This is a genomic window from Pseudomonas sp. MWU12-2029 (genome assembly GCF_023242425.1).
Taxonomy (GTDB): domain Bacteria; phylum Pseudomonadota; class Gammaproteobacteria; order Pseudomonadales; family Pseudomonadaceae; genus Aquipseudomonas; species Aquipseudomonas kribbensis.
The window spans coordinates 272949-294958 of the sequence record NZ_JALJDY010000006.1 but is presented as its reverse complement, the minus strand read 5'-3'; the positions used below and the strand labels follow the sequence as shown (position 1 = coordinate 294958).

The 22010-nt window shown below is 58.1% G+C and carries 22 protein-coding genes; 11 read left to right on the top strand and 11 right to left on the bottom strand.

Annotated elements, in window-relative coordinates:
* Positions 1–58: 58 nt before the first annotated feature.
* On the top strand, positions 59–511 hold the full coding sequence (locus tag M5B44_RS17390) for a GNAT family N-acetyltransferase (RefSeq protein ID WP_085709127.1): 453 nt from the start codon (positions 59–61) through the stop codon (positions 509–511).
* A gap of 42 nt (positions 512–553) precedes the next feature.
* Here the strand turns inward: M5B44_RS17390 and M5B44_RS17385 are convergent, their stop codons facing one another.
* Genes M5B44_RS17385 through M5B44_RS17375 form a run of 3 tightly spaced genes read right to left on the bottom strand, consistent with a single transcriptional unit; the run spans position 554 to position 3530 of the window.
* Entirely contained in the window at positions 554–850 is a 297-nt protein-coding gene (locus M5B44_RS17385; RefSeq protein ID WP_008033286.1) for a winged helix-turn-helix domain-containing protein, read from the bottom strand.
* A gap of 24 nt (positions 851–874) precedes the next feature.
* Positions 875–1366 (bottom strand): M48 family metallopeptidase, encoded by a 492-nt coding sequence (locus M5B44_RS17380; RefSeq protein ID WP_114886018.1) that lies wholly within the window; start codon positions 1364–1366, stop codon positions 875–877.
* Positions 1367–1406: 40 nt separating this feature from the next.
* Positions 1407–3530, bottom strand: a complete 2124-nt coding sequence (locus M5B44_RS17375) for a putative bifunctional diguanylate cyclase/phosphodiesterase (protein WP_248739971.1) — start codon at positions 3528–3530, stop codon at positions 1407–1409.
* Positions 3531–3862: 332 nt separating this feature from the next.
* On the opposite strand from M5B44_RS17375, the gene M5B44_RS17370 reads away from it, so the two are divergent.
* From M5B44_RS17370 to M5B44_RS17350, 5 genes are all read left to right on the top strand, one after another.
* Complete coding sequence (locus M5B44_RS17370; RefSeq protein ID WP_085709123.1) at positions 3863–4531, top strand: polysaccharide lyase family 7 protein; 669 nt, start codon at positions 3863–3865, stop codon at positions 4529–4531.
* A 366-nt stretch (positions 4532–4897) separates the two neighbouring features.
* A complete protein-coding gene (locus M5B44_RS17365) occupies positions 4898–5257 on the top strand; it encodes a DUF6124 family protein (RefSeq protein ID WP_248739970.1) in 360 nt (119 codons plus the stop codon).
* A gap of 284 nt (positions 5258–5541) precedes the next feature.
* A complete protein-coding gene (locus tag M5B44_RS17360) occupies positions 5542–5901 on the top strand; it encodes a hypothetical protein (RefSeq protein ID WP_248739969.1) in 360 nt (119 codons plus the stop codon).
* A 339-nt stretch (positions 5902–6240) separates the two neighbouring features.
* The gene (locus tag M5B44_RS17355) at positions 6241–6774 is read left to right on the top strand and encodes a hypothetical protein (RefSeq protein ID WP_248739968.1); all 534 of its coding nucleotides are present in this window, start codon (positions 6241–6243) and stop codon (positions 6772–6774) included.
* A 623-nt stretch (positions 6775–7397) separates the two neighbouring features.
* Positions 7398–7973, top strand: coding sequence for a hypothetical protein (locus tag M5B44_RS17350; protein WP_248739967.1), 576 nt, complete (start codon positions 7398–7400; stop codon positions 7971–7973).
* A 505-nt stretch (positions 7974–8478) separates the two neighbouring features.
* On the opposite strand, the gene M5B44_RS17345 is transcribed toward M5B44_RS17350, so the two are convergent.
* From M5B44_RS17345 to tkt, 7 genes are all read right to left on the bottom strand, one after another.
* Complete coding sequence (locus M5B44_RS17345) at positions 8479–8700, bottom strand: hypothetical protein (RefSeq protein ID WP_248739966.1); 222 nt, start codon at positions 8698–8700, stop codon at positions 8479–8481.
* Positions 8701–9174: 474 nt separating this feature from the next.
* Positions 9175–10239, bottom strand: a complete 1065-nt coding sequence (gene fba, locus M5B44_RS17340; protein WP_007959708.1) for a class II fructose-bisphosphate aldolase — start codon at positions 10237–10239, stop codon at positions 9175–9177.
* A gap of 125 nt (positions 10240–10364) precedes the next feature.
* Entirely contained in the window at positions 10365–10697 is a 333-nt protein-coding gene (locus M5B44_RS17335; RefSeq protein ID WP_114886030.1) for an MliC family protein, read from the bottom strand.
* A 57-nt stretch (positions 10698–10754) separates the two neighbouring features.
* Positions 10755–10976: a hypothetical protein gene (locus tag M5B44_RS17330; protein ID WP_085688661.1), complete on the bottom strand. Its 222-nt coding sequence runs from the start codon at positions 10974–10976 to the stop codon at positions 10755–10757.
* A 34-nt stretch (positions 10977–11010) separates the two neighbouring features.
* Entirely contained in the window at positions 11011–12174 is a 1164-nt protein-coding gene (locus tag M5B44_RS17325; RefSeq protein WP_011336326.1) for a phosphoglycerate kinase, read from the bottom strand.
* Positions 12175–12186: 12 nt separating this feature from the next.
* Positions 12187–13239, bottom strand: a complete 1053-nt coding sequence (gene epd / locus M5B44_RS17320; protein ID WP_134828368.1) for an erythrose-4-phosphate dehydrogenase — start codon at positions 13237–13239, stop codon at positions 12187–12189.
* 151 nt (positions 13240–13390) lie between these two features.
* Positions 13391–15388, bottom strand: coding sequence for a transketolase (tkt, locus tag M5B44_RS17315; RefSeq protein WP_248739965.1), 1998 nt, complete (start codon positions 15386–15388; stop codon positions 13391–13393).
* A 271-nt stretch (positions 15389–15659) separates the two neighbouring features.
* Between tkt and M5B44_RS17310 the strand changes: the two genes are divergently transcribed.
* The 4 genes from M5B44_RS17310 (at position 15660) to M5B44_RS17295 (ending at position 20179) form a co-directional block, all read left to right on the top strand.
* Positions 15660–16655 (top strand): ArsR/SmtB family transcription factor, encoded by a 996-nt coding sequence (locus M5B44_RS17310; protein WP_085709116.1) that lies wholly within the window; start codon positions 15660–15662, stop codon positions 16653–16655.
* A gap of 18 nt (positions 16656–16673) precedes the next feature.
* Positions 16674–17864 carry a methionine adenosyltransferase gene (gene metK / locus M5B44_RS17305; RefSeq protein ID WP_027610621.1) on the top strand — a complete coding sequence of 397 codons (1191 nt, stop codon included), beginning with the start codon at positions 16674–16676 and terminating at the stop codon, positions 17862–17864.
* Positions 17865–18007: 143 nt separating this feature from the next.
* Positions 18008–19687, top strand: a complete 1680-nt coding sequence (ligB, locus tag M5B44_RS17300) for an NAD-dependent DNA ligase LigB (protein ID WP_248739964.1) — start codon at positions 18008–18010, stop codon at positions 19685–19687.
* A gap of 96 nt (positions 19688–19783) precedes the next feature.
* On the top strand, positions 19784–20179 hold the full coding sequence (locus M5B44_RS17295) for a DUF1090 domain-containing protein (protein WP_085709113.1): 396 nt from the start codon (positions 19784–19786) through the stop codon (positions 20177–20179).
* 52 nt (positions 20180–20231) lie between these two features.
* Here M5B44_RS17295 and M5B44_RS17290 read toward each other — a convergent pair whose 3' ends face one another.
* Positions 20232–20681, bottom strand: coding sequence for a c-type cytochrome (locus tag M5B44_RS17290; protein ID WP_114886040.1), 450 nt, complete (start codon positions 20679–20681; stop codon positions 20232–20234).
* Between the two features lie 128 nt (positions 20682–20809).
* Here M5B44_RS17290 and M5B44_RS17285 point away from each other — a divergent pair, with 128 nt between their 5' ends.
* The gene (locus M5B44_RS17285) at positions 20810–21982 is read left to right on the top strand and encodes a murein transglycosylase A (protein ID WP_248739963.1); all 1173 of its coding nucleotides are present in this window, start codon (positions 20810–20812) and stop codon (positions 21980–21982) included.
* The last annotated feature ends 28 nt before the right edge of the window (positions 21983–22010 follow it).

The window sequence follows — 22010 nt, the reverse complement described above, 5'->3', positions numbered from 1 at the left end:
ACAGACATATTTCGACGTGGCGCTTAGTATCGGACGACGTAGTTCAAGGAATCGGAAGATGACAATCGAGTGGGTCTGCAAACATCACAGCGATCTGGGACTGGAACAGCTGTACGCCATTTTGAAATTGCGCTCGGAAGTATTCGTGGTCGAACAGCGCTGCGCCTACCTGGACCCGGACGGGCAGGATCTGGACGGGGACACCTGCCATTTGATGGGTTGGGAGGGTGATCAACTGGTGGCTTATCTGCGCTTGCTGGACCCGGAATCCCAGGGCGGCGACGTGGTGATCGGCCGGGTACTGACGGCGCCCGCCGGACGTGGCAAAGGCCTGGGGCATGAAATGATGGAGCAGGCGCTGAAACAGGCCGAAAAGCGCTGGCCTGAAGTGCCGATCTATCTGTCGGCTCAGGCACATTTGCAGGGGTATTACGGGCGGTATGGGTTTGTGGTGGCGGGTGAGGAATATCTTGAGGATGACATTCCGCATATCGGGATGCGGCGGTCTTGAGATTGTCCCTTCGCGGGCGTGCCCGCGAAGGGACTACATCGGTCAGGGATACTCAAGCACAGCCTTGATCTGCCGCAAATTGCGCTCGATCCACCCCCGATCAATCGCCCCCCACTCACGAATCCGATAGCGCCCCGCATGATTGCGTGCGCCCTCTTCCTGCTCGAACTCGCAGACAATATCCAGATCCGCCAATGCCGCAATGGTGTCCTGCGCCGTGCGCCGGGGCATGCCGGTGACGTCGGTCAGCGCCGGTACGCTGCTGGCCAGGCCACTGTCGATCAGGTAAGCCACGTACAAGCGCCGGTAGAAACTGCTCTTGGTCTTGCTCACGTCCATGCATGCGCTCCGTTGTTTGATGTCTTATTGCATGTCCCGCCACGTCAGGTACACCCGCAGATCGAACTCGATCTGGTGATAGCCCGGCAGCATGTGCTCACATAATTTATAGAACGCCTTGTTGTGATCCGACTCCTTGAAGTGCGCCAGTTCATGCACGACGATCATCTTCAAAAATTCAGGCGCGGCCTCCTTGAACAGCGAGGCGATGCGAATCTCTTTCTTGGCCTTGAGCTTGCCGCCCTGCACTCGCGACACCGTGGTGTGCAGGCCGAGGGCGCGGTGGGTCAGGTCGAGGCGGTTGTCGAACAGAACCTTGTCGATGGCCGGGGCGTTACGCAGGTATTCCTGTTTCAGGTCCAGCGCGTAGCCGTACAACGCCTTGTCGCTCTGCACATCGTGGCGACCCGGATAACGTTGGCTCAGGTAATCACCGAGGCGATCTTCGGCAATCAATTGGCGCACCTGATCCTGCAATTGCGCGGGATAGGCCTGGAGGTATTTCAACGCAGTCATGGGCGGCACGGGTCATGAAAAGGCCGCCAGTGTAGCGAATTCAACCGGCCAACGCGCTCCAGTCGAACGGCTCGGCGAAGCGCGTCGCGTCCTCGGCGACCAACGGCCGCGCCACCAGGAAGCCTTGCACATACTCACACCCATGGGCTTGCAGCCATTGATATTGCTCGACGGTTTCCACGCCTTCGGCAATCACCAACAACCCGTATTCCTTGCACAACTCGATGACCGTGCGCACCAGCGAAGCATCACGCGACGAATCGGGCAATCGCGCGATCAGGTGGCGATCGAGCTTGAGCGTATCCAGCTCCAGATCCCGCAGATGCGACAGCGAGCAGGACCCGGAGCCGAAATCATCCAGCGCCACCCGCACCCCGAGATTGCGCAGCAGCTTCAGCTGTTTGCGGGTTTCGTCCGGGTTGATCGTCAGCGCCTCTTCGGTCACTTCCACTTCCATCTGATGCGGCTGCAAACCATGGCGCTCCAGCACCTGGCGCAACTCGGTCACCAGATTCGGCAGACCGAACTGGGTATTGCTCAGGCTCACCCCAAGCACCAGATCCCTGGAAAACTCGGACTCCCAGGCCTTACGCTGCCCGGCGCTGCGGTGATAGATCCAGCTGCCGAGCCGGCTGATCAGCGTCGCCTCTTCCAGCAACGGCAGGAACAGCCCCGGCGGCACGTCGCCGACGCTCGGATGCTGCCAGCGCAGCAGTGCTTCGAAACCACGAATCCGGCCGTCACCAATTGCCACTTGCGGCTGATACACCAGATTGAAATCGCGGTTCTCGATGGCGTTGCGCACGCTCTCTTCCAGCATCAGTCGCGAGCGTGCGCGGCCGTTCATTTCGTGATCGTAGAAGCGATATTGCTGACGCCCGGCGCGCTTGGCTTCGTACATGGCGATGTCCGAGGCGCGCATCAAACCGTCGAGGTTGTTGCCGCAATCCGGGTACGTGGCGATACCGATACTGGCGCCGAGGGCGATGTCCATGCCTTCGATCTGCTGACAGATCGACACCCGCTCGATGAGCTTTTCCGCAATCTTCGCCGCTTGTTCGGGGAACTCCAGATCCAGCAGCGCGGTGAACTCATCACCGCCCATCCGCGCCAGAATGTCGAACGGCCGCAGGCAGGCTTTCAGTTGTTCGGAGACCCAGCGCAACACCCGGTCGCCGGCGTCGTGGCCGAGAGAATCATTGACCCGTTTGAAGCCGTCGAGATCGAGGTACATCAACACCCAACTGCTATCACTGCGCTCACCGCGCAACAGCAGGTTCTCCACCGTCTGGTAGAAGCCGCGACGATTGAGCAGGCCGGTCAACGGATCGGTAACGGCCTGAAATTCCAACTGCTGATGCAGATGCCGCACCACCGACATGTCCAGCACCGTCACCACCATCGCATGCTGCTCACTCGGCAACGGCGCGCAGGACAGCGCCACTGGCACTTGCTGGCCCGGTGCGGTACGCAACAACGCGTCGTGTAAACGCAGCGTCTCGCCACGTTTGTAACCGGCATAAAACTCGGAATCGGCCCACAGCGGAATGTGCGGTTTCTGCAGGAAATCGAGAAACTCCTGCCCTTCGAGTTCCTTCACCGGCGCATTGAGCAATCGGGAAATCGCCGGGTTGGCAAAGCGGATCAAACCATCCTCGGCCAATACCAGAATCCCTTCGGCGGCGTTATCCAGCACCGATGCATTGAAGGCCCGCGCCGATTCCAGATCCTGACTCAGGCGCTGCAATGCCCGGCGATTGCGCTGATGCTCCAGCAACGCCTGGACTTTGGGCTTGAGAATCTGCGGGTCGAACGGTTTGAACAGGTAATCCACCGCGCCACTGGCATAGCCCTTGATCACGGCGTCCTGGGACTGTTCGTTGGCGGTGAGGAAAATGATGGGAGTGAGCCGCGTTCGCTGGCTGCCGCGCATCAGGCGCGCGACTTCAAAACCGTCCATGCCCGGCATCTGCACATCCAGCAGCACCAGGTCGATGTCGTGTTCGAGCAACAGGCTGAGGGCTTCGAAACCGGAAGCCGCGGTCATGACCTGCCAGTCCTGGCGCTGCAGCAACGCGCGCATGCTGATCAGATTTTCAGGGTAATCATCAACGATCAAAAGGACGGAGCTGCCTTCACCTGGCTGGGTTTGCGCGCATTCCATGCTGCTTCTCTTGTCGGACATCCAATCGGGACGCGGCCGGTTTCTCGTGAAAACCGTACTGTTACTGAGCCTTCACTCTAGTCCTGGATCCGAAAAAGCAGTAGCTGTCATCAGGCCATCATTTAACCAAACCGGTAAGTAGCCGACTAACGGTCATCGCTGCAGCCCCCGAAAACCGGGAAACATGGCATTTCGACAGGATGTTGGCGCCAATCATCCGCCAGACGGCCGTTAACAAAAAATCCCTCTACGCTTATAAAGGCCGCCCCCAAGAGGCGCGGGCTAGAGCTTCTGGCACGCGCGTGCAGCAGAAACAGAGTGGAAGAACCGACATGATCGACCTCGCAACCTGGAACCTCAGCGTTCCCGTTGGCAGCCCGCCCTACACCGTCGAAACCTCCAAACTGGTGAACGGCTTCAAGGATCAGTACTTCCATTCCGACACCGGAACCCTGTTCTTCTGGTCCCCGGTGACCGGCTCGAAAACCGAAAACGCCATCTACCCGCGTACCGAACTGCGCGAAACCTTCAGCAACGGAACATTGCGCAACTGGTACTACCCGGACGCCGACAACCTGCTGCGCGCGACCCTTTCGGTCAACAAGGTGCCCAGTTCCGGCAAGATCGTCATCGGCCAGATCCACGCCTATGAAAGCCAGAAGCCGCTGGTGAAACTCGAGTATCAGTACAAGAGCAAACTGGATTCCGGCAACCTGGTGATCAAGGTGAGGATGCACCCGGATGACGACGAAGGCCGGGTGATTACCCTGGCGACCGGAATCAAACTGGATCGCGAATTCAATTACCTGATTCACCTCAGCCCCGGTGGTGCGCTGGGTATCAGTGCGGCCGGGTATCAGTGGGACTCGCAGATCAGCGCAACGTGGCGCAACAAGCCGCTGTATTTCAAGGCGGGCGTGTATGTGCAGGACAACACCGGGTACACCAGCGAGGGTGGGCAAGTGACCTTCAGCAAGCTGGATATCGATCACGATAAATAGCGACGGCGCGACCGTTTAAGGCTTCTGTTTAAAGGCAGTTCGCGTTACTTCCTGAAGCCTACAACGGCTTGCGTCGCTGCCTACCGGTACGCCAGAATCCGCCGGCTTGTGCGACTGGAGGGCCGTCGGTAACTTGATTCGGGTCACTGATTCGCAGTGATCGGGTTTAGTAGCCTGTGGTTTCAAGCTTGGTGCACAAGCATCTGTCAGTCAGGTATTTCAATATCTGCGCTCGATGGCGACTGTGCGCAGGGCACCTTCGGGTGCGCCGGCTTGCTCGAAACCCCGGTCTACTAACCTGCGTACAGTTGCCTCCACTTTGATTAGTAGCCAGAGCGGGGGCACTCCAAATCAGGTTTCGAGCAAATGACTAAATCAACGCCTCATCCGCCAGAAACAGATCCGGCCTCCCCCTACGATTCCCTCGACCCCAAAAAACTCAACGAAGCCGCCGAACGCGCCCTCGATCACTACCTATGCCCCGGCGCCCGCATCATGGCCACAGTCAACGAACCCGACCCCATGTACTTCGCCAACCCCGCCTGCAACACCGAATCCCTGCTGGCCAACGCCAGCGAAACCCTCGGCTCCGCCAGCGAAATGCTCAACAACTTCGCCGCGATACTCCCGCCATCCCACCGCAAAACCGCGCTGGGTATCGCACAAGTGGTGATGCTTGGGGAACTGGCGGTGAATCAGGCGTTGGATCACGTCGAGCCGAAGTAATAAGTGCAAAAAGGGGCGAACTCATTGAGTCGCCCCCTCCATTACTCTCAGCATTTCCCCAAGCATCTGCGTCCGAATTTTTCATATTCAAAAAAACAAACCAGCTGCCTTTCTTCGCTACTCTTATCCAAATATCAAAAAAACCAAGAATCATTCCAAATAATTATTAAAAACTGTCATTTATAACAGGTGCTGCAGCTCGAGTTAAAAACTAACATCATGAACAGCACAGGAAGAAGTTCCTAAATTTTAAATATTCCACGAAGACATCAAGGAGAAAGATCATGGGCCAAGTCAATCCGAACGGAACCTATTACGGGCGAGTGTATGATGCCGGCGAGAGTCACAACGCCACTCTCAGCATTATTGTTTCCGACCCGCAAACAGGTAACATTTCACAGGCCACAATGGATTATTACGGACTTACCTTTACCGTTGACGGGAGTTTCGCCTATCAAAATTTATCGGATGAATCCGCTGTATCCTTCAACCTTCGAGCACAAGCAGGAGCCCCGGAATACAACGTCCTTATTATCAGCATGAGTTCACCTGATAGAAGTTACTCCAATTTGAACGGCACTGTCCGCGTAGATCGTGGAGGACCGAATATAGGTAAAACATACAACATCACCTTCACTAAATAAAACACAAGAAAACAAACGTGAGACAACAAACGGAGGGACGGATTTATTTATCTGGCCAACGCCAAAGAACACCTCAGCCCCACCAGCGGAATGCTCAACTACTTCACCGCGATACTGCGCTCACCCCACCGCAAACTGTGCTGGGAATCGCGCAAGTGGTGGTGCTTTGGGAACTGGCGGTAAATCAGATGCGGGATTACGTCGAGTCATAAACTTATCAGCAACAGGCTGAGGTAGCTCATCTACTACAGAACCCAAGCCATATAAAAGGCTTGAGTATCGTCACGAAAGAGCCTCCTCAAAAAACAGTTATTTAAAATTTTCCGAAAGGAATCAATCATGGCATTTCATCTATTTACCTTGGCAACCAACAGCGGCGCAGAAACGATAATCGGCGGCCCGCCGTCGTCCGCACAGCCTGGAGCAGCACTCTATATGTGGCACTATGAATTGGCGGGTGTCGTTGCCAGTTGGCGAGTAGTCGCAAGTGCGTATGCCGATGCTAATGGTGCTTTTGCGGCATTTTCGTCTTTACCCTTCAATCCCGACAAAAGTCAGTGGGCAGTGACCAATGGAGAGAGTCCTGACGCAGCAGCGACGGCCACTCCTCAGAACAGTGCTCCTGTCCTCACCCAATTACTTGGAGGAAATTCTTCCATTTATATCGAAGGAAATGGCACCCCATACAATCGACTTGATGTGCATGAAGCGGGGATCGGGACTTTAATCGGTTCGCTTGCCATCCAACCGGATGGCCGCTTTACCGGTGGGCTGAGCAGTGTACGCCAAGGTCCGATTACAGTTGTTGCCAGAACAAACAATAATGGCGTTACCTCAGGCTGGAGTAACGCCTTGTCAACCAACGTTAGTTAAAAAATGGGACTAAAAAATGGGACTGACTTATTTATCATATAATTTTGCACAAATGCAAAACAAATAAACCCGTCCTCTTTTCTCCATCCCTCCAAACAAAATACTCCACAAAATCAATGTTTCCTCCCACATCAAAATCAGGAATCCGGCCATGCCCACCACATACAGGATAGTCAATGAGCCCTTTGAGTTATTTTACTCCGACACCAATCTTCCGGGATCCCCGATAATGGGTATTAACTGCAGAGACCCTAACAACGTTGCCTATCAGTTGTATAACAAACCCTATGGAACGTATCAGCGACTAGGTGGCTGCAACCTCAAACTCCCCTCCACCATACCTTATTCACCTGGAATGATAGCGGATGTTTATGCCGACAACGCCACCACGGGTCTACCGGCGAACAGTTTCGCACATCAACAAACATTAACGAGCAACACACCTGGCAAGATATATATTGGAGTGCCCTCCATGACCACGCTGGGTGCCGGGCTAATCGACTGCTACGGCTCAGTAACAGACAACGCGAGCAATATTATCTACATAGTTAAGTCGTTCTATTTCACTATACAGTTACCGTAATCGACGACTCTCAGCCATCTAAGAGCATGGAGCAACTGAAATGAACACAAAACAAAACGTATCACGTGTGGTAATCCTGCGAAACGGTCATCGGCTAAGCGCAATTACAATTAAAAACAAACTGGTGGAGGGCACCATTGTATCGACTGACAACACAAGCATAAAAGTAAAAAAAGTTGCAACTGATCTAATCGAGAGCATTCTACCTAACAATATCTCAGCGATAGTCCTAGATAACTTTGACTATTATTTTCTCAAGCCGTTTGAACCTGAATTCTCACCCAGCATGTATGTAAGCATTCCCACAAAAATCCCCCCAATTGTCTGGCAGGGAGTGGCCGAGATTATCGAAATCTCCAGTATTCCGTCAGCCCCCCCCGCACCAACCACCGCGAAGCCCTACATCCCCCCTGAACCAGATAATGTTTCTTGGATTTGGGACCGATACCATAACCCCGAATATGTTGAGGGTTCCAATGGGCAAGAATTAAAAGGAGATTATATTAGTAGCCCCTTGAATACTTACGCATTGAAATTTAGCTTCACTGCGCAAGAAGAGGTAGAAGAGTCTACTCAAACTGTCAATGTAAAAAAATATACGTATAAACCGGCATAAATCAGAAGCCAAAGGAAAAACCAACGCAACCAACGGGGACAGATTTATTTATCTGCCCCCCGCTTCACTTCAGTTTCAACTCAGCCAACAGCTATCAAATACGGGTCGTTCGGATTAGCTTTCGCTTCATTCCTGAGCCGACGGAGTCATTTAGCGCCACTCCCCGTCCCGCATCCCATTCTCGCTGCATATCAACAAACGACTCAGCGTTCACTCGCGCCTGATGATTCGCCAAGGCTTGAACAAAAGTGGACAATTTTATTTAAACTTCGAATTATTTAACCGCCAACCTCACACTAAAACTGCTACACGTTGCGCAGACTATGAAAACGCCCCCATATCGGACTTCGGCAAAAAATCCAGATTTTGTTCGTTGCGGGTGACATTTCACCCAGCAGGAATATCAGCTCGACATAAAACCCAGAAAAAAACCCGCCTCACGGCGGGCTTCGTTCAACTCGACAATCAAAGGGTCCAGATTCATTCAACCGTGATGATCTTAGCTTTAACGAGGAAACAGATCAGTTTTTTTCGGTGGATTAATCAATCCATCAATCTTATTTTTAGCCTCTTCAACTGAAGACTGTACCATTCCGATGACGTCTCCTCCCGGTTTTCTGTAGGTATAGCCGACGGACTGTCCCACTAAATTTCCATTGTTATCGTAGTAGCCACCTGTCAGATCTTGATGAATTTCATAACCTTTGTAAGTAGATAGATAGGCCATGATATTTTTCCTTTCCAGATTAAGTAACAGCGCCAAAAAGGCGTGCTCGATCCAAACTTTCAAAAATCAAACTTCGGACCATTTAAATCTAAGCGCGCTCAGCACTTTAAAAAACTGTAAAAGCTGACAGTTTTTTATAACAAATGGCGATAGCCGCCTTAAAGCAAATTGAATTAGTCATGCCGATGCCCTACGCACACACCGCTCACGGTGACGCCGGAAAAATTGCGTGGATTAGCAAAAGGGGACAGCAAAAGGGGACAGATTTATTTAACCGCCAACCTCCCACTAAATCGCGACAAGTTGGGCCGACCATGAAAATGTCACTCATATCGGACTTCGGCCAAGCCAATCCAGATTTTGTCCGTTACAGGTGACATTTCACCCAGCAGAAATATGAGCTCACCGTGAAACTCCAGGCAAAAAAAACCCGCCTCTCAGCGGGTTTCTTTTAATTCAGCTCAACACCCAGTCTCAATTGACCTTGGCGTTCAACTCACCCTTCAGATAACGCTGATACATGCTTTCCAGCGAGATCGGCTTGATCTTCGAAGCGTTGCCGGCAGTGCCGAAAGCTTCGTAACGAGCGATACATACATCGCGCATCGCCTTCACGGTTTCGCCGAAGAATTTACGCGGGTCGAATTCGCTCGGGTTGGTGGCCATCAGGCGACGCATGGCGCCGGTGGATGCCAGACGGAGGTCGGTGTCGATGTTGACCTTGCGCACGCCGTGCTTGATGCCTTCGACGATTTCTTCAACCGGTACGCCGTAGGTTTCTTTGATGTCGCCGCCGTACTGGTTGATGATCGCCAGCCACTCTTGTGGAACCGACGAGGAACCGTGCATCACCAGGTGGGTGTTCGGGATGCGTTTGTGGATTTCCTTGATGCGGTCGATGGCCAGCACGTCACCGGTAGGCGGCTTGGTGAACTTGTAGGCGCCGTGGCTGGTGCCGATGGCGATGGCCAGGGCATCAACTTGAGTCTTCTTGACGAAGTCAGCGGCTTCTTCCGGGTCGGTCAGCATCTGGCTGTGGTCCAGAACGCCTTCGGCGCCGATGCCGTCTTCTTCACCGGCCATGCCGGTTTCCAGGGAGCCCAGGCAGCCCAGCTCGCCTTCAACCGAAACGCCGCAGGCGTGAGCCATGGCGACGGTTTGTTGAGTTACGCGAACGTTGTATTCGTAGTCGGTCGGGGTCTTGCCGTCTTCACCGAGGGAGCCGTCCATCATTACCGAGCTGAAGCCCAGCTGGATCGAGCGCTGGCAGACGTCAGGGCTGGTGCCGTGGTCCTGGTGCATGCACACCGGGATGTGCGGGAATTCTTCGATCGCGGCCAGGATCAGGTGACGCAGGAACGGCGCGCCGGCGTATTTGCGAGCGCCGGCCGAAGCCTGGACGATCACCGGGGAGTCAGTCTTGTCAGCGGCTTCCATGATGGCGCGCATCTGCTCAAGGTTGTTGACGTTGAAGGCTGGAACGCCGTAGCCGAACTCGGCTGCGTGGTCCAGCATCTGGCGCATGCTGATAAGTGCCATTGTGTGTGTCTCTCCCGGTTTGGGTCGTTAATCGTGCCAGCCTGCCGGAGCGGCGGCGGCTATTCAAGTGATTGCAGATCGGGGGTTGAGGCCCGGCCTGGTGATTCGATACAGCAAATTCTGTTTTATTCGGCTTTGCAGCCCCGGCCGATCAGATCATTGGTAGCGACCCAGTAGACCAGGCCTTCATTACCTTTGATGTGAAACGCCAGCATGTCGTCGCTGTACAGCGCGCCCGAGGCGCCCGGCTCTTCTTTCAGGCGATAGACCTGATCGCCGCCGCCCAGTCGCACATCGACTGCCTTCTGGCCGGCATCGGTGTAGCGCCACAGCACCTTGGCCTGGCTGTCGCAGGTCCAGGTGGTCCAGTTATCCACAGGGGCGGACGACTGGAACGGGTTCCACTGCGCACAACCACCCAACAATCCCAGTGCCGCAACGGCGATCAAGCCTTTCATCCGTGTTCCTCGACCGGCAGCGCACACCGCCGGCCCTGAGTTAAAGAGTCAGACCGGTCAAGGGCAACCATGTTCCTTGGCCGGGGTTTGCGTCTCGTATTTGTCCAGGCCTTCCGGCCCCGAGCGCTTGTTCAGCACCGGGTTGGTTTCGGCCTGCCAGTCGGCCTGGTAGCAGCCTTTCTGTGCCTCGCCGGGGGCCGGCTCCGGCGCAGCCTTCGGGTTACTCCCGCAGGCTGCCAATGTACCGGTCAGCAACAACAGCGCTAACGACTTGACCATCTGAACACTCCTTTGCCTGGCCAAACGGGCGGCCTCAGGCCTTGGCCCGGCTTTCCAGGACTTCAACGGCCGGCAGCACCTTGCCTTCGACGAATTCGAGGAACGCGCCACCGCCGGTGGAAATGTAGGAGATCTTTTCAGCCACGCCATATTTATCGATGGCCGCCAGGGTGTCGCCACCGCCGGCAATCGAGAACGCCGCGCTTTCGGCGATGGCTTCGGCCAGCACTTTGGTACCGTTGCCGAACTGGTCGAATTCGAACACGCCGACCGGGCCGTTCCACAGGATGGTTTTCGACGACTTCAGCAGTTCGGCGAAGTTGGCGGCGGTTTGCGGGCCAATGTCCAGAATCATGTCGTCGGCAGCGACGTCAGCGATCAGCTTCACAGTCGCTTCAGCGCTTTCAGCGAATTCCTTGGCAACCACAACGTCGACCGGCAGCGGCACGCTGACCTTGGCGGCGATGGCGCGGGCGGTGTCCAGCAGGTCCGGCTCGTACAGCGACTTGCCGACCGGGTGACCGGCAGCGGCGAGGAAGGTGTTGGCGATGCCGCCGCCGACGATCAGTTGATCGCAGATCTGGCTCAGGCTGTTCAGCACGTCGAGTTTGGTCGAGACCTTGGAGCCGGCAACGATGGCCGCCATCGGCTTGGCCGGGGCGCCCAGGGCTTTGCCCAGTGCATCGAGTTCAGCGGCCAGCAGCGGGCCGGCAGCGGCGACTTTGGCGAACTTGGCCACGCCGTGGGTCGAACCTTCGGCACGGTGAGCAGTACCGAAAGCATCCATCACGAACACGTCGCACAGGGCGGCGTATTGCTGGGCCAGTTCATCGGCGTTCTTTTTCTCGCCCTTGTTGAAGCGCACGTTTTCGAACAGCACGATGTCGCCGGCCTTGACGTCAACGCCGCCCAGGTAGTCGGCCACCAGCGGCACTTCGCGGCCTAGGGCCTTGCTCAGGTAGTCGGCGACAGGCTTGAGGCTGTTCTCGGCGGAGAATTCGCCTTCGGTCGGACGACCCAGGTGCGAGCAGACCATCACGGCCGCGCCTTTTTCCAGGGCCAGCTTGATGGTCGGCAGCGAAGCCAGGATACGCGCATCGCTGGTGACAACACCGTCCTTGACTGGGACGTTGAGGTCTTCGCGGATCAATACGCGCTTACCTTGCAGATCGAGGTCGGACATCTTCAACACGGTCATGGGTCGCACTTCCTACGGTTTTTTTGAAGTCGCTGTCTGCAGATAGTGTTCTGCAACATCCAGCATTCGGTTGGCAAAACCCCATTCGTTGTCGAACCAGGCCAGGATGTTCACCAGCCGGGGGCCGGAAACGCGGGTCTGACTGGCATCGACGATGGCCGAATGTGGGTCATGGTTGAAATCACAACTTGCGTGGGGCAGCTCGGTGTAGGCCAGCAGACCTTTGAGCGGGCCGCTGGTGGCAGCCTCGCGCAGGATCCGGTTGACCTCGCCGGCGTCGGTGTCGCTCGCGGTCTGCATCGTGATATCGAGGCAGGACACGTTGACCGTCGGCACGCGTACGGCTTTGGCCTGGATTCGCCCGGCAAGTTCCGGCAGCAGGCGCTCGATACCCCGCGCCAGACCGGTGGACACCGGGATCACCGACTGGAACGCCGAACGGGTGCGGCGCAGGTCTTCGTGGTGATAGGCGTCGATCACCGGTTGATCGTTCATCGCCGAGTGGATCGTGGTGATCGACACGAATTCCAGGCCGATCGCCTTGTCCAGCAGACGCAACAGCGGCACGCCGCAGTTGGTGGTGCAGGAGGCGTTGGACACCAGCAATTCATCGCCGGTCAGGCAATCCTGATTGACGCCGTAGACGATGGTGGCGTCGACATCCGCCTCGCTGGCCATCGGCTGCGAAAACAGCACCCGCGGCGCGCCGGCGTCAAGGAAACGCTGGCCGTCTTCACGGGTGTGGTAGGCGCCGGAGCATTCGAGCACCAGATCGACGCCCAGGGACGCCCAATCGATGCTTTCGGGGGTGGAACTGCGCAGAACCTTCACGCAGTTGCCATTGATATGCAGACAGTCGCCGTCGACCTTCACCTCGCCCGGGAACCGGCCGTGGGTGGAGTCGAAGCGTGTCAGGTATTCGATGCTGGCCATGTCGGCCAGATCGTTGATCGCGACAATTTCAAACCCGGCCTTATCGCCTCGCTCGAACAACGCACGCAAGACGCAACGACCAATCCGGCCGTAGCCGTTGAGTGCAACTTTGTAGGGACGCGGTTGAGGCATGGGGTTCTCGATTACCGTGGTGTATCCGTTGATGCGATGGCGCCTGAACCATCGCTATCGCGAGCAAGCTCGCTCCCACATGAGTCATACATAACCCTGTGGGAGCGAGCTTGCTCGCGAATGCGTCAGTCCAGGCGACACCTTTTCTGGATCAGTCTTCCAGCAGCTCTTCAGCCTGACCCAGGATGTTTTCCAGGGTGAAGCCGAACTCTTCGAACAGTGCCGAAGCCGGAGCCGATTCGCCGTAGGTGGTCATGCCGATCACGCGACCTTCCAGACCCACGTACTTGAACCAGAAGTCGGCGTGGGCCGCTTCGATCGCGATACGCGCGCCAACCTGCAATGGGAGAACCGATTGCTTGTAGCTGGCGTCCTGAGCGTCGAACGCGCTGGTGCATGGCATGGAAACCACGCGAACCTTGCGGCCCTGCTCGGTCAGTTTGTCGTAGGCCTGAACGGCCAGGCCGACTTCCGAACCGGTAGCGATCAGGATCAGCTCAGGCTCGCCTGCGCAGTCCTTCAGCACATAACCGCCACGGCTGATGTCGGCAATCTGGCCGGCATCACGGGTTTGATGCTGCAGGTTCTGACGCGAGAAGATCAGCGCCGACGGGCCGTCCTTGCGCTCAAGAGCGTTTTTCCAGGCCACGGCCGATTCAACGGCATCGGCTGGACGCCAGGTGTCGAGGTTCGGCGTGCTGCGCAGGCTGGTCAGTTGCTCGATCGGCTGGTGCGTCGGGCCGTCTTCGCCCAGACCGATGGAGTCGTGGGTGTAGACGTGGATCACACGCTGCTTCATCAGAGCGGACATGCGCACTGCGTTGCGGGCGTATTCCATGAACATCAGGAAGGTCGCGCCGTAAGGCACCAGACCGCCGTGCAGGGCAACGCCGTTCATGATCGCGGTCATGCCGAATTCGCGCACGCCGTAGTACATGTAGTTGCCGCTGGCGTCTTCGGCGCTGACGCCTTTGCAGCCTTTCCACAGAGTCAGGTTGGAGCCGGCCAGGTCAGCCGAACCGCCCAGCACTTCCGGCAGCAGCGGGCCGAACGCGTTCAGGGCGTTCTGGCTGGCTTTACGGCTGGCGATGGTTTCGCCCTTGGCCGCGACTTCAGCGATGTAGGCATCGGCCTTCTCGGAGAAGTCAGTCGGCAGTTCGCCGCTCAGGCGACGGATCAATTCGTTGGCTTCGGTCGGGAACGCGGCGGAGTAGGCAGCGAAACGCTGGTCCCACTCGGACTCGACGGCGCGGCCCTTTTCCTTGGCATCCCACTCGGCATAGATGTCGGCCGGGATTTCGAACGGACCGTGGTTCCAGTTCAGCGCCTGACGGGTCAGGGCGATTTCCGCGTCACCCAGCGGGGCGCCGTGGCAATCTTCCTTGCCCTGCTTGTTCGGCGAACCGAAACCGATGGTGGTCTTGCAGCAGATCAGGGTCGGCAGCGGGCTCTTGCGAGCGGTCTCGATGGCGGTCTTGATCTCTTCCGGGTCGTGACCGTCGACGTTGCGGATCACCTGCCAGTTGTAGGCTTCGAAACGCTTCGGCGTGTCATCGGTGAACCAGCCTTCGACTTCGCCGTCGATGGAGATGCCGTTGTCATCGTAGAAGGCGATCAGCTTGCCCAGGCCCAGGGTACCGGCCAGGGAAGCGACTTCGTGGGAAATGCCTTCCATCATGCAGCCATCACCCAGGAACACGTAGGTGTGGTGGTCGACGATGTTGTGGCCAGGACGGTTGAACTGCGCGCCCAGTACCTTTTCTGCCAGGGCGAAGCCCACGGCGTTGGCCAGACCCTGACCCAGCGGGCCGGTGGTGGTCTCGACGCCCGGGGTGTAACCGAATTCCGGGTGGCCCGGGGTGCGGCTGTGCAGTTGACGGAACTGTTTCAGGTCGTCGATCGACAGGTCGTAACCGGTCAGGTGCAGCAGCGAGTAGATCAACATCGAGCCGTGGCCGTTGGACAGCACAAAGCGGTCACGGTCGGCGAAGGATGGATTGCTCGGGTTGTGCTTGAGGTAGTCGCGCCAAAGCACTTCGGCAATATCTGCCATACCCATAGGGGCACCGGGATGGCCGCTGTTGGCTTTTTGCACGGCATCCATGCTGAGGGCACGAATGGCGTTGGCACGCTCACGACGGCTAGGCATCGCTGATCTCCTGGGTGTGAATAGATTGAAACGGAAAAAAGGAGGGCATTTTCCCTCACCCGAGCGCCTCGGGGCAATGACAGATAGTCATCCGGAGGCGTTTTTCCAATGGATAACATCGGTTTCGGCTGGTGAAACCTTTCCGCTGTTCGTCTGTAGAGTTAACCGGTCAGTGAGAAGTGCAATAAAAAGTGCCACCCATCGAGCAATATCAAAACTTTTTGATATTGGCCTTGCGGTGTTTTCCGGCCGTCTCTAGACTGCTGGCCCTATGAACTTACGCGTGCCTTCCATTCGCCATGACGATTGCGACGAGCTGGCGGCCCTGTGCAAGGCCGGCGGTGATCCGCTGCGGTTGAATGTATTGCGCGCCCTGGCCAACGATTCGTTCGGCGTACTGGAACTGGCGCAGATTTTCGATATCGGCCAGTCCGGCATGAGCCATCACCTCAAGGTGTTGGCACAAGCCGATCTGGTGGCGACTCGCCGCGAAGGCAATGCGGTTTTCTATCGCCGCGCCCTGCCCCATACCGAGTTGCTGGGCGGCAAGTTGCACGCGGCGTTGTTAGAAGAAGTCGACAATCTGGCGCTGCCGGCCGACGTGGAAACGCGGATCGCACAGGTCCATGGGCAGCGTGCTGCCAACAGCCAGGACTTTTTCGCACGGGTCGCGGAGAAATTCCGCGCCCAGCAGGATTTGATTGCCGGCCTGCCGCAGTACCGTGAAAGCGTGCTGGCCCTGCTCGACAAACTGAACTTCAATGGCGCTGCCACGGCCATTGAAGTCGGCCCCGGCGATGGTGCATTCCTGCCGGAACTGGCGCGCCGCTTCGGCACCGTAACCGCACTGGACAACAGCGCGGCGATGCTCGAACTGGCCCGTCAGGTATGTGAACGTGAAAAGCTGACTAACGTCAGCCTGCAATTGGCCGATGCATTGAATGGCGTGAGCCTTCAGGCCGATTGCGTGGTGTTGAACATGGTGTTGCACCATTTCGCCGCGCCGGCCGAAGCGCTCAAGCACATGGCCAGCCTGCTGCAACCGGGCGGTAGCCTGCTCGTGACAGAGTTATGTAGCCACAACCAGAGTTGGGCCAGGGAGGCCTGCGGTGATCTGTGGTTGGGGTTTGAACAGGACGATCTGGCCCGTTGGGCCACCGCTGCGGGACTCGTTCCCGGGGAAAGCCTCTATGTAGGCTTACGTAATGGTTTCCAGATCCAGGTTCGCCATTTTCAGCGACCGGCTGGCGACACTCACCATCGGTAAATTCAGGAAAACATCGAGATGAGCGAATACTCCCTCTTCACCTCCGAGTCCGTGTCTGAAGGACATCCGGACAAAATCGCCGACCAGATTTCCGATGCAGTGCTGGACGCCATCATCGCCCAGGACAAGCACGCACGCGTTGCCGTGGAAACCCTGGTCAAGACTGGCGTGGCCATCGTTGCCGGTGAAGTGACCACCAGCGCCTGGGTCGACCTGGAGCAGATCGTTCGTGACGTGATCTGCGACATCGGCTACACCAGCTCCGAAGTCGGCTTCGACGGCGCCACCTGCGGTGTGATGAACATCATCGGCAAGCAGTCCCCTGACATCAACCAGGGTGTTGACCGTGCCAAGCCTGAAGATCAGGGCGCCGGCGACCAGGGCCTGATGTTCGGCTATGCCAGCAACGAAACCGACGTGCTGATGCCAGCACCGATCACCTTCTCGCACCAGCTGGTTCAGCGCCAGGCCGAAGCCCGCAAATCGGGTCTGCTGCCTTGGCTGCGCCCGGACGCCAAGTCGCAAGTGACTTGCCGTTACGAAGGCGGCAAGGTTGTGGGTATCGACGCTGTTGTTCTGTCGACCCAGCACAACCCTGAAGTGTCGTACAAAGACCTGCGCGAAGGCGTGATGGAACTGATCGTCAAGCACGTGCTGCCTGCCGAACTGCTGAGCAAGGACACCCAGTTCCACATCAACCCGACCGGCCAGTTCATCATCGGCGGCCCGGTTGGCGACTGCGGTCTGACCGGTCGCAAGATCATCGTCGACAGCTACGGCGGCATGGCCCGTCACGGCGGCGGCGCGTTCTCCGGTAAAGATCCATCGAAGGTTGACCGTTCGGCTGCCTACGCTGGCCGTTACGTTGCCAAGAACATCGTGGCGGCCGGCCTGGCCGAGCGTTGCGAGATCCAGGTTTCCTACGCGATCGGTGTGGCCCAGCCTACTTCGATCTCGCTGAACACCTTCGGCACCGGCAAGATCAGCGATGACAAGATCATCAAACTGGTCCGCGAAGTGTTCGACCTGCGTCCATACGCGATCACCACCATGCTCGACCTGCTGCACCCGATGTACCAGGAGACTGCAGCCTACGGCCACTTCGGCCGTGCTCCGCAGACCAAGACTGTTGGCGAAGACACCTTCTCCACCTTCACCTGGGAAAAAACCGACCGCGCCGACGCTCTGCGTTCTGCTGCCGGCCTGTAATTTTCCTGGCGGTACAAAAAGCCCCGCACGGTTCGCCGTGCGGGGCTTTTTCATGGCCGCGAAACACCCGGCAAAACAGCCGAGCGGCCCGCTGGAAAATCCCGGCTAGCCTTCAGGTATCTCCCTGAGCAAGGACGCTCACGATGCTTGCCACACTGCGCCTGTTTTGCACTTTCCTGCTGCTCTGCGCCCACCTCGGCGCCTTCGCTGGCGATTGCCCCACCTGGCCAGCCGACCGGGCCCGAAGCGAAATCACTGCCCTGCAACAGCAGATCGATCAATGGGACGACGCCTATCACCGCGAAGGCCGGTCACTGATCGCCGACGAACTTTATGACCAGTCCCGCATCCGGCTCGGCGAATGGCGCGAGTGCTTCAAGCTTCCTTCACCGCCCAAGCCGTTACGGACTGCGGCTGGTCCGGTCGCACATCCGATCGCCCATACCGGCCTCGACAAGCTTCACGACGCAACCGACATCGAAGCCTGGCTGCGCGACCGCAAGGACGTCTGGGCGCAACCCAAGGTCGATGGTGTGGCCGTCACGCTGATCTATCGCGCCGGGCGGTTGCAGCAGGCGATCAGTCGCGGCGACGGCGTTCGCGGGCAGGACTGGACCGCATCGGCACAGAAGATCAACGCCATTCCCCGGCAACTGACCCAACCGCTGGATCTGTCGGTACAGGGCGAACTCTATTGGCGACTGAACGACCATATCCAGGCTCGCGTCGGCAGCGCCAACGCCCGCGCAACCGTCGCCGGCCTGATGGGCCGCAAGGACTTGAGTGCCGAACAGGCAGCGGGTATCGGGCTGTTTGTCTGGGACTGGCCGCTGGGGTCGAACAGCCTGACAGAGCGAATCAGGGGTCTGGCAACACTGGGCTTTGCCACGACAGAACCTTACAGCCACCCCGTTGGTGATCTTGACGATGCACAAAAGTGGCGCGATCACTGGTATCGCTCGCCACTGCCCTTTGCCAGCGACGGCATCGTCCTGCGTCAAAGCCAGCGTCCTGCTGCCGAACGCTGGCAGGCGCGCTCGCCTTTCTGGGCCGTGGCCTGGAAATACCCGTTCGCCCAGGCGCTGGCCGATGTGCGCAAGATCGATTTCAAGGTCGGCCGAACCGGGCGCATCACTCCTGTGCTGGAATTGGCGCCGGTCATGCTCGACGACCGCCAGATCAGACGGGTCAGCGTCAGCTCGCTCAAACGCTGGCAGGAACTGGACATTCGTCCCGGCGATCAAGTGGCGATCAGCTTGGCCGGTCTGACGATTCCGCGACTCGACAGCGTCGTGCTGCGCAGCACGGAACGCGTCGAATTGAACGTCCCGCTCGCCAGCGACTTTCACCCGCTAAGCTGCTGGCAACCGACGCCCGGGTGCGAAAGTCAGTTCCTCGCGCGCCTGACCTGGCTTGGCGGCAAGCAAGGGCTGGCACTGCCCCATGTCGGGCGCGGTACGTGGGAGAAACTTCTGGATACAGGCCGCCTGAACAACCTGCTGGATTGGTTGGCCCTCGACGAGCCAGAGCTTGCTAAGATTGCCGGCCTCGGCGAGCGCAGCAGCGCCCGCCTGCTCCACAGTTTTCACAGCGCTCGCCAGCGGCCGTTCGCCCAGTGGCTCAAGGCCCTGGGGCTGCCGCCGACCGGTCAGGCTGCTTTGGCTGATTCATGGCAAGCGCTGGCACAACGAAATACCGAACAATGGCAGGCAGAACCCGGAATCGGCCCCGGTCGCGCGGCGCAATTGAGCGCTTTTTTCCGCGACCCGCAGGTGCTGGCCCTGAGTGAAACCTTACGCGCCGCCGGAATCGACGGTTTCTGAACATGCATCCCGGTACGCCGGGAACCCAACGGTCGCCGAAGCGCTCCAACAGCGCAGTGCTTTCCCGACCCGATTGCCTTTGCACATGGAGCTTTTATGAAATTTCTCGCACCGCTCGCCATGCTGACTCTTTGCGCCGTAATGGCCGCACCCGCGATGGCTGGCGAAGACGCCCCGGGCCTCACCGGTTGCGCCGCCAAGAAGCAAGGCATCATCAATCAGATCGAACAGGCCAAATCCCGCGGCAACGCCGACCAGCAGGCTGGCCTCGAAACCGCCCTGCGCGAAGTCACCGAACACTGCACCGACGCTGGCCTGAAAAAGGAACGTGAAAACAAGGTGCTCGACGCCAAGCACGAAGTGAGCAAGCGTCAGGCCGATCTCGACAAGGCCATGAAGAAAGGCGACCCGGAGAAGATCGACAAGCGCAAAAACAAACTCGCCGAGTCGCGCAAGGAATTGCAGGACGCGCTGGACGAACTGGACAAGTAATCCGCCAGGCAATGTGCGGTGAAAGAGTCCTCTCCGTCACCGCACCTCAGGATCAATGATCCCGAAACTCTTTATGACAGGCACTGCAGGCATCTTCGACCTTCTGCACCGCCGGCCCCAGGTTGCTGGCCTTGTACGGTTGAACCTTGCTGGCGATCACCAGCTCACCGGTGGCCGCCTCAAGAGTGCGGGCCATTTCCTGGAAACGTGCCTGTCGCTGCCAGACATCGTCCTTGGCGCTGGTGTGATCTTCTTCACGCACCGACGGAAAATGCTTCCACGGTTCATGGGACAGCGCATCGAGCTTGACCGCGCCTTCCGTGAATTTCGGCCCGTCGAAGGGGATGCGCCCACGCAGCATGCCGCCCAGGTCTTCGCCGGTCTTGAGCATCTGCTTGAAGATCGCCTTGCGCTGACCCAGTGGGGAATTGGGATCAACACCGCCGCAGGCGGACAAGGTCAGACAGGCCAGCAATACAACAGAAAGTCTTTTAAGAGTCATGGTGGCTTCAGGTCACGGAATTCGGCGGCCAGTATCCTCGCGTCACCGCCAAACACCAATAGCCCTATTAATAATATGGGTTGCTGGCGCGCATGGAGCACGCTTGCAACCGACACAGGAAATTCTCCATGAACAGCCGTTTCAAGGCCTGGCGTCACCCGCTCATCGCAACCCTGCCGCTGCTGGCGATCCTCGCCGGCTGCACCGGGGGCGACAGTGCCAAGCCGAAAACCCACGCACTGGCCACTTACTCCAGCGCCACCTGGGAAGCCCTGCCTGCGGTTTCCGACAACGATCTGGTGGCCGGTTTTGGTTCGTGGCGCAGTGCCTGCACCCGGCTCAAGGCTGACCCGGTCTGGGGCGCCACCTGCGCGGCGGCGGCCAATGTGCCGCAAAGCGCTGGCGATATCCGCACGTTCCTCAAGCAAAACCTCGATGTGTTCGGCCTGCGCGCCGAAAATGACAACCCCAACGGCCTGATCACCGGCTACTACGAACCGGTCTACCCCGGCAGCCTGACGCAAACCGCGACCGCCAACGTGCCGGTGTACGGTGTGCCTGAAGACATGATCATCGTGTCCCTGGACAGCATTTACCCCGAGCTGAAAGGCAAACGCCTGCGCGGACGCCTCGAAGGTCGCGTGCTCAAACCCTATGACGACGCAGCTACCATCGAGACCAAAGGCGTCAAGGCACCGGTGGTGGCGTGGCTGACTGACCCGATGAACCTGCAATTCCTGCAGATCCAGGGTTCGGGGCGGATTCAGACCGATGACGGCCGGCAACTGCGCATTGCGTATGCCGACCAGAACGGCCACCCGTACCGGCCAATCGGCCGCTGGCTGGTGGAACAGGGTGAGCTGAAGAAAGAAGACGTGACCATGGGCGCCATCAGCAACTGGGCCAAGGCCAATCCGTCGCGCATTCCGGAGTTGCTGGGCAGCAACCCGAGCTACGTGTTCTTCACCCGCAACCCGGACAGCAACGAAGGCCCGCGCGGCTCGTTGAATGTGCCGCTGACCGCCGGTTACAGCGCGGCGGTGGATCGCAAGGTGATTCCGTTGGGCAGCCTGTTGTGGCTGTCGACCACCCGCCCTGACGGCACCTCACTGGTACGCCCGGTGGCTGCGCAGGACACCGGCGGCGCGATTGCCGGCGAAGTTCGTGCGGATCTGTTCTGGGGCACCGGCGATGCCGCCGGGCAACTGGCCGGCGACATGAAGCAGCAGGGGCAGATCTGGATGCTCTGGCCAAAAGGCGCGGCATTGCCGCAAGTGCCGCAGGTGGCCGACAAGCAGTAAGCGAAACGCAAGGGATCGCAGGCCTCGT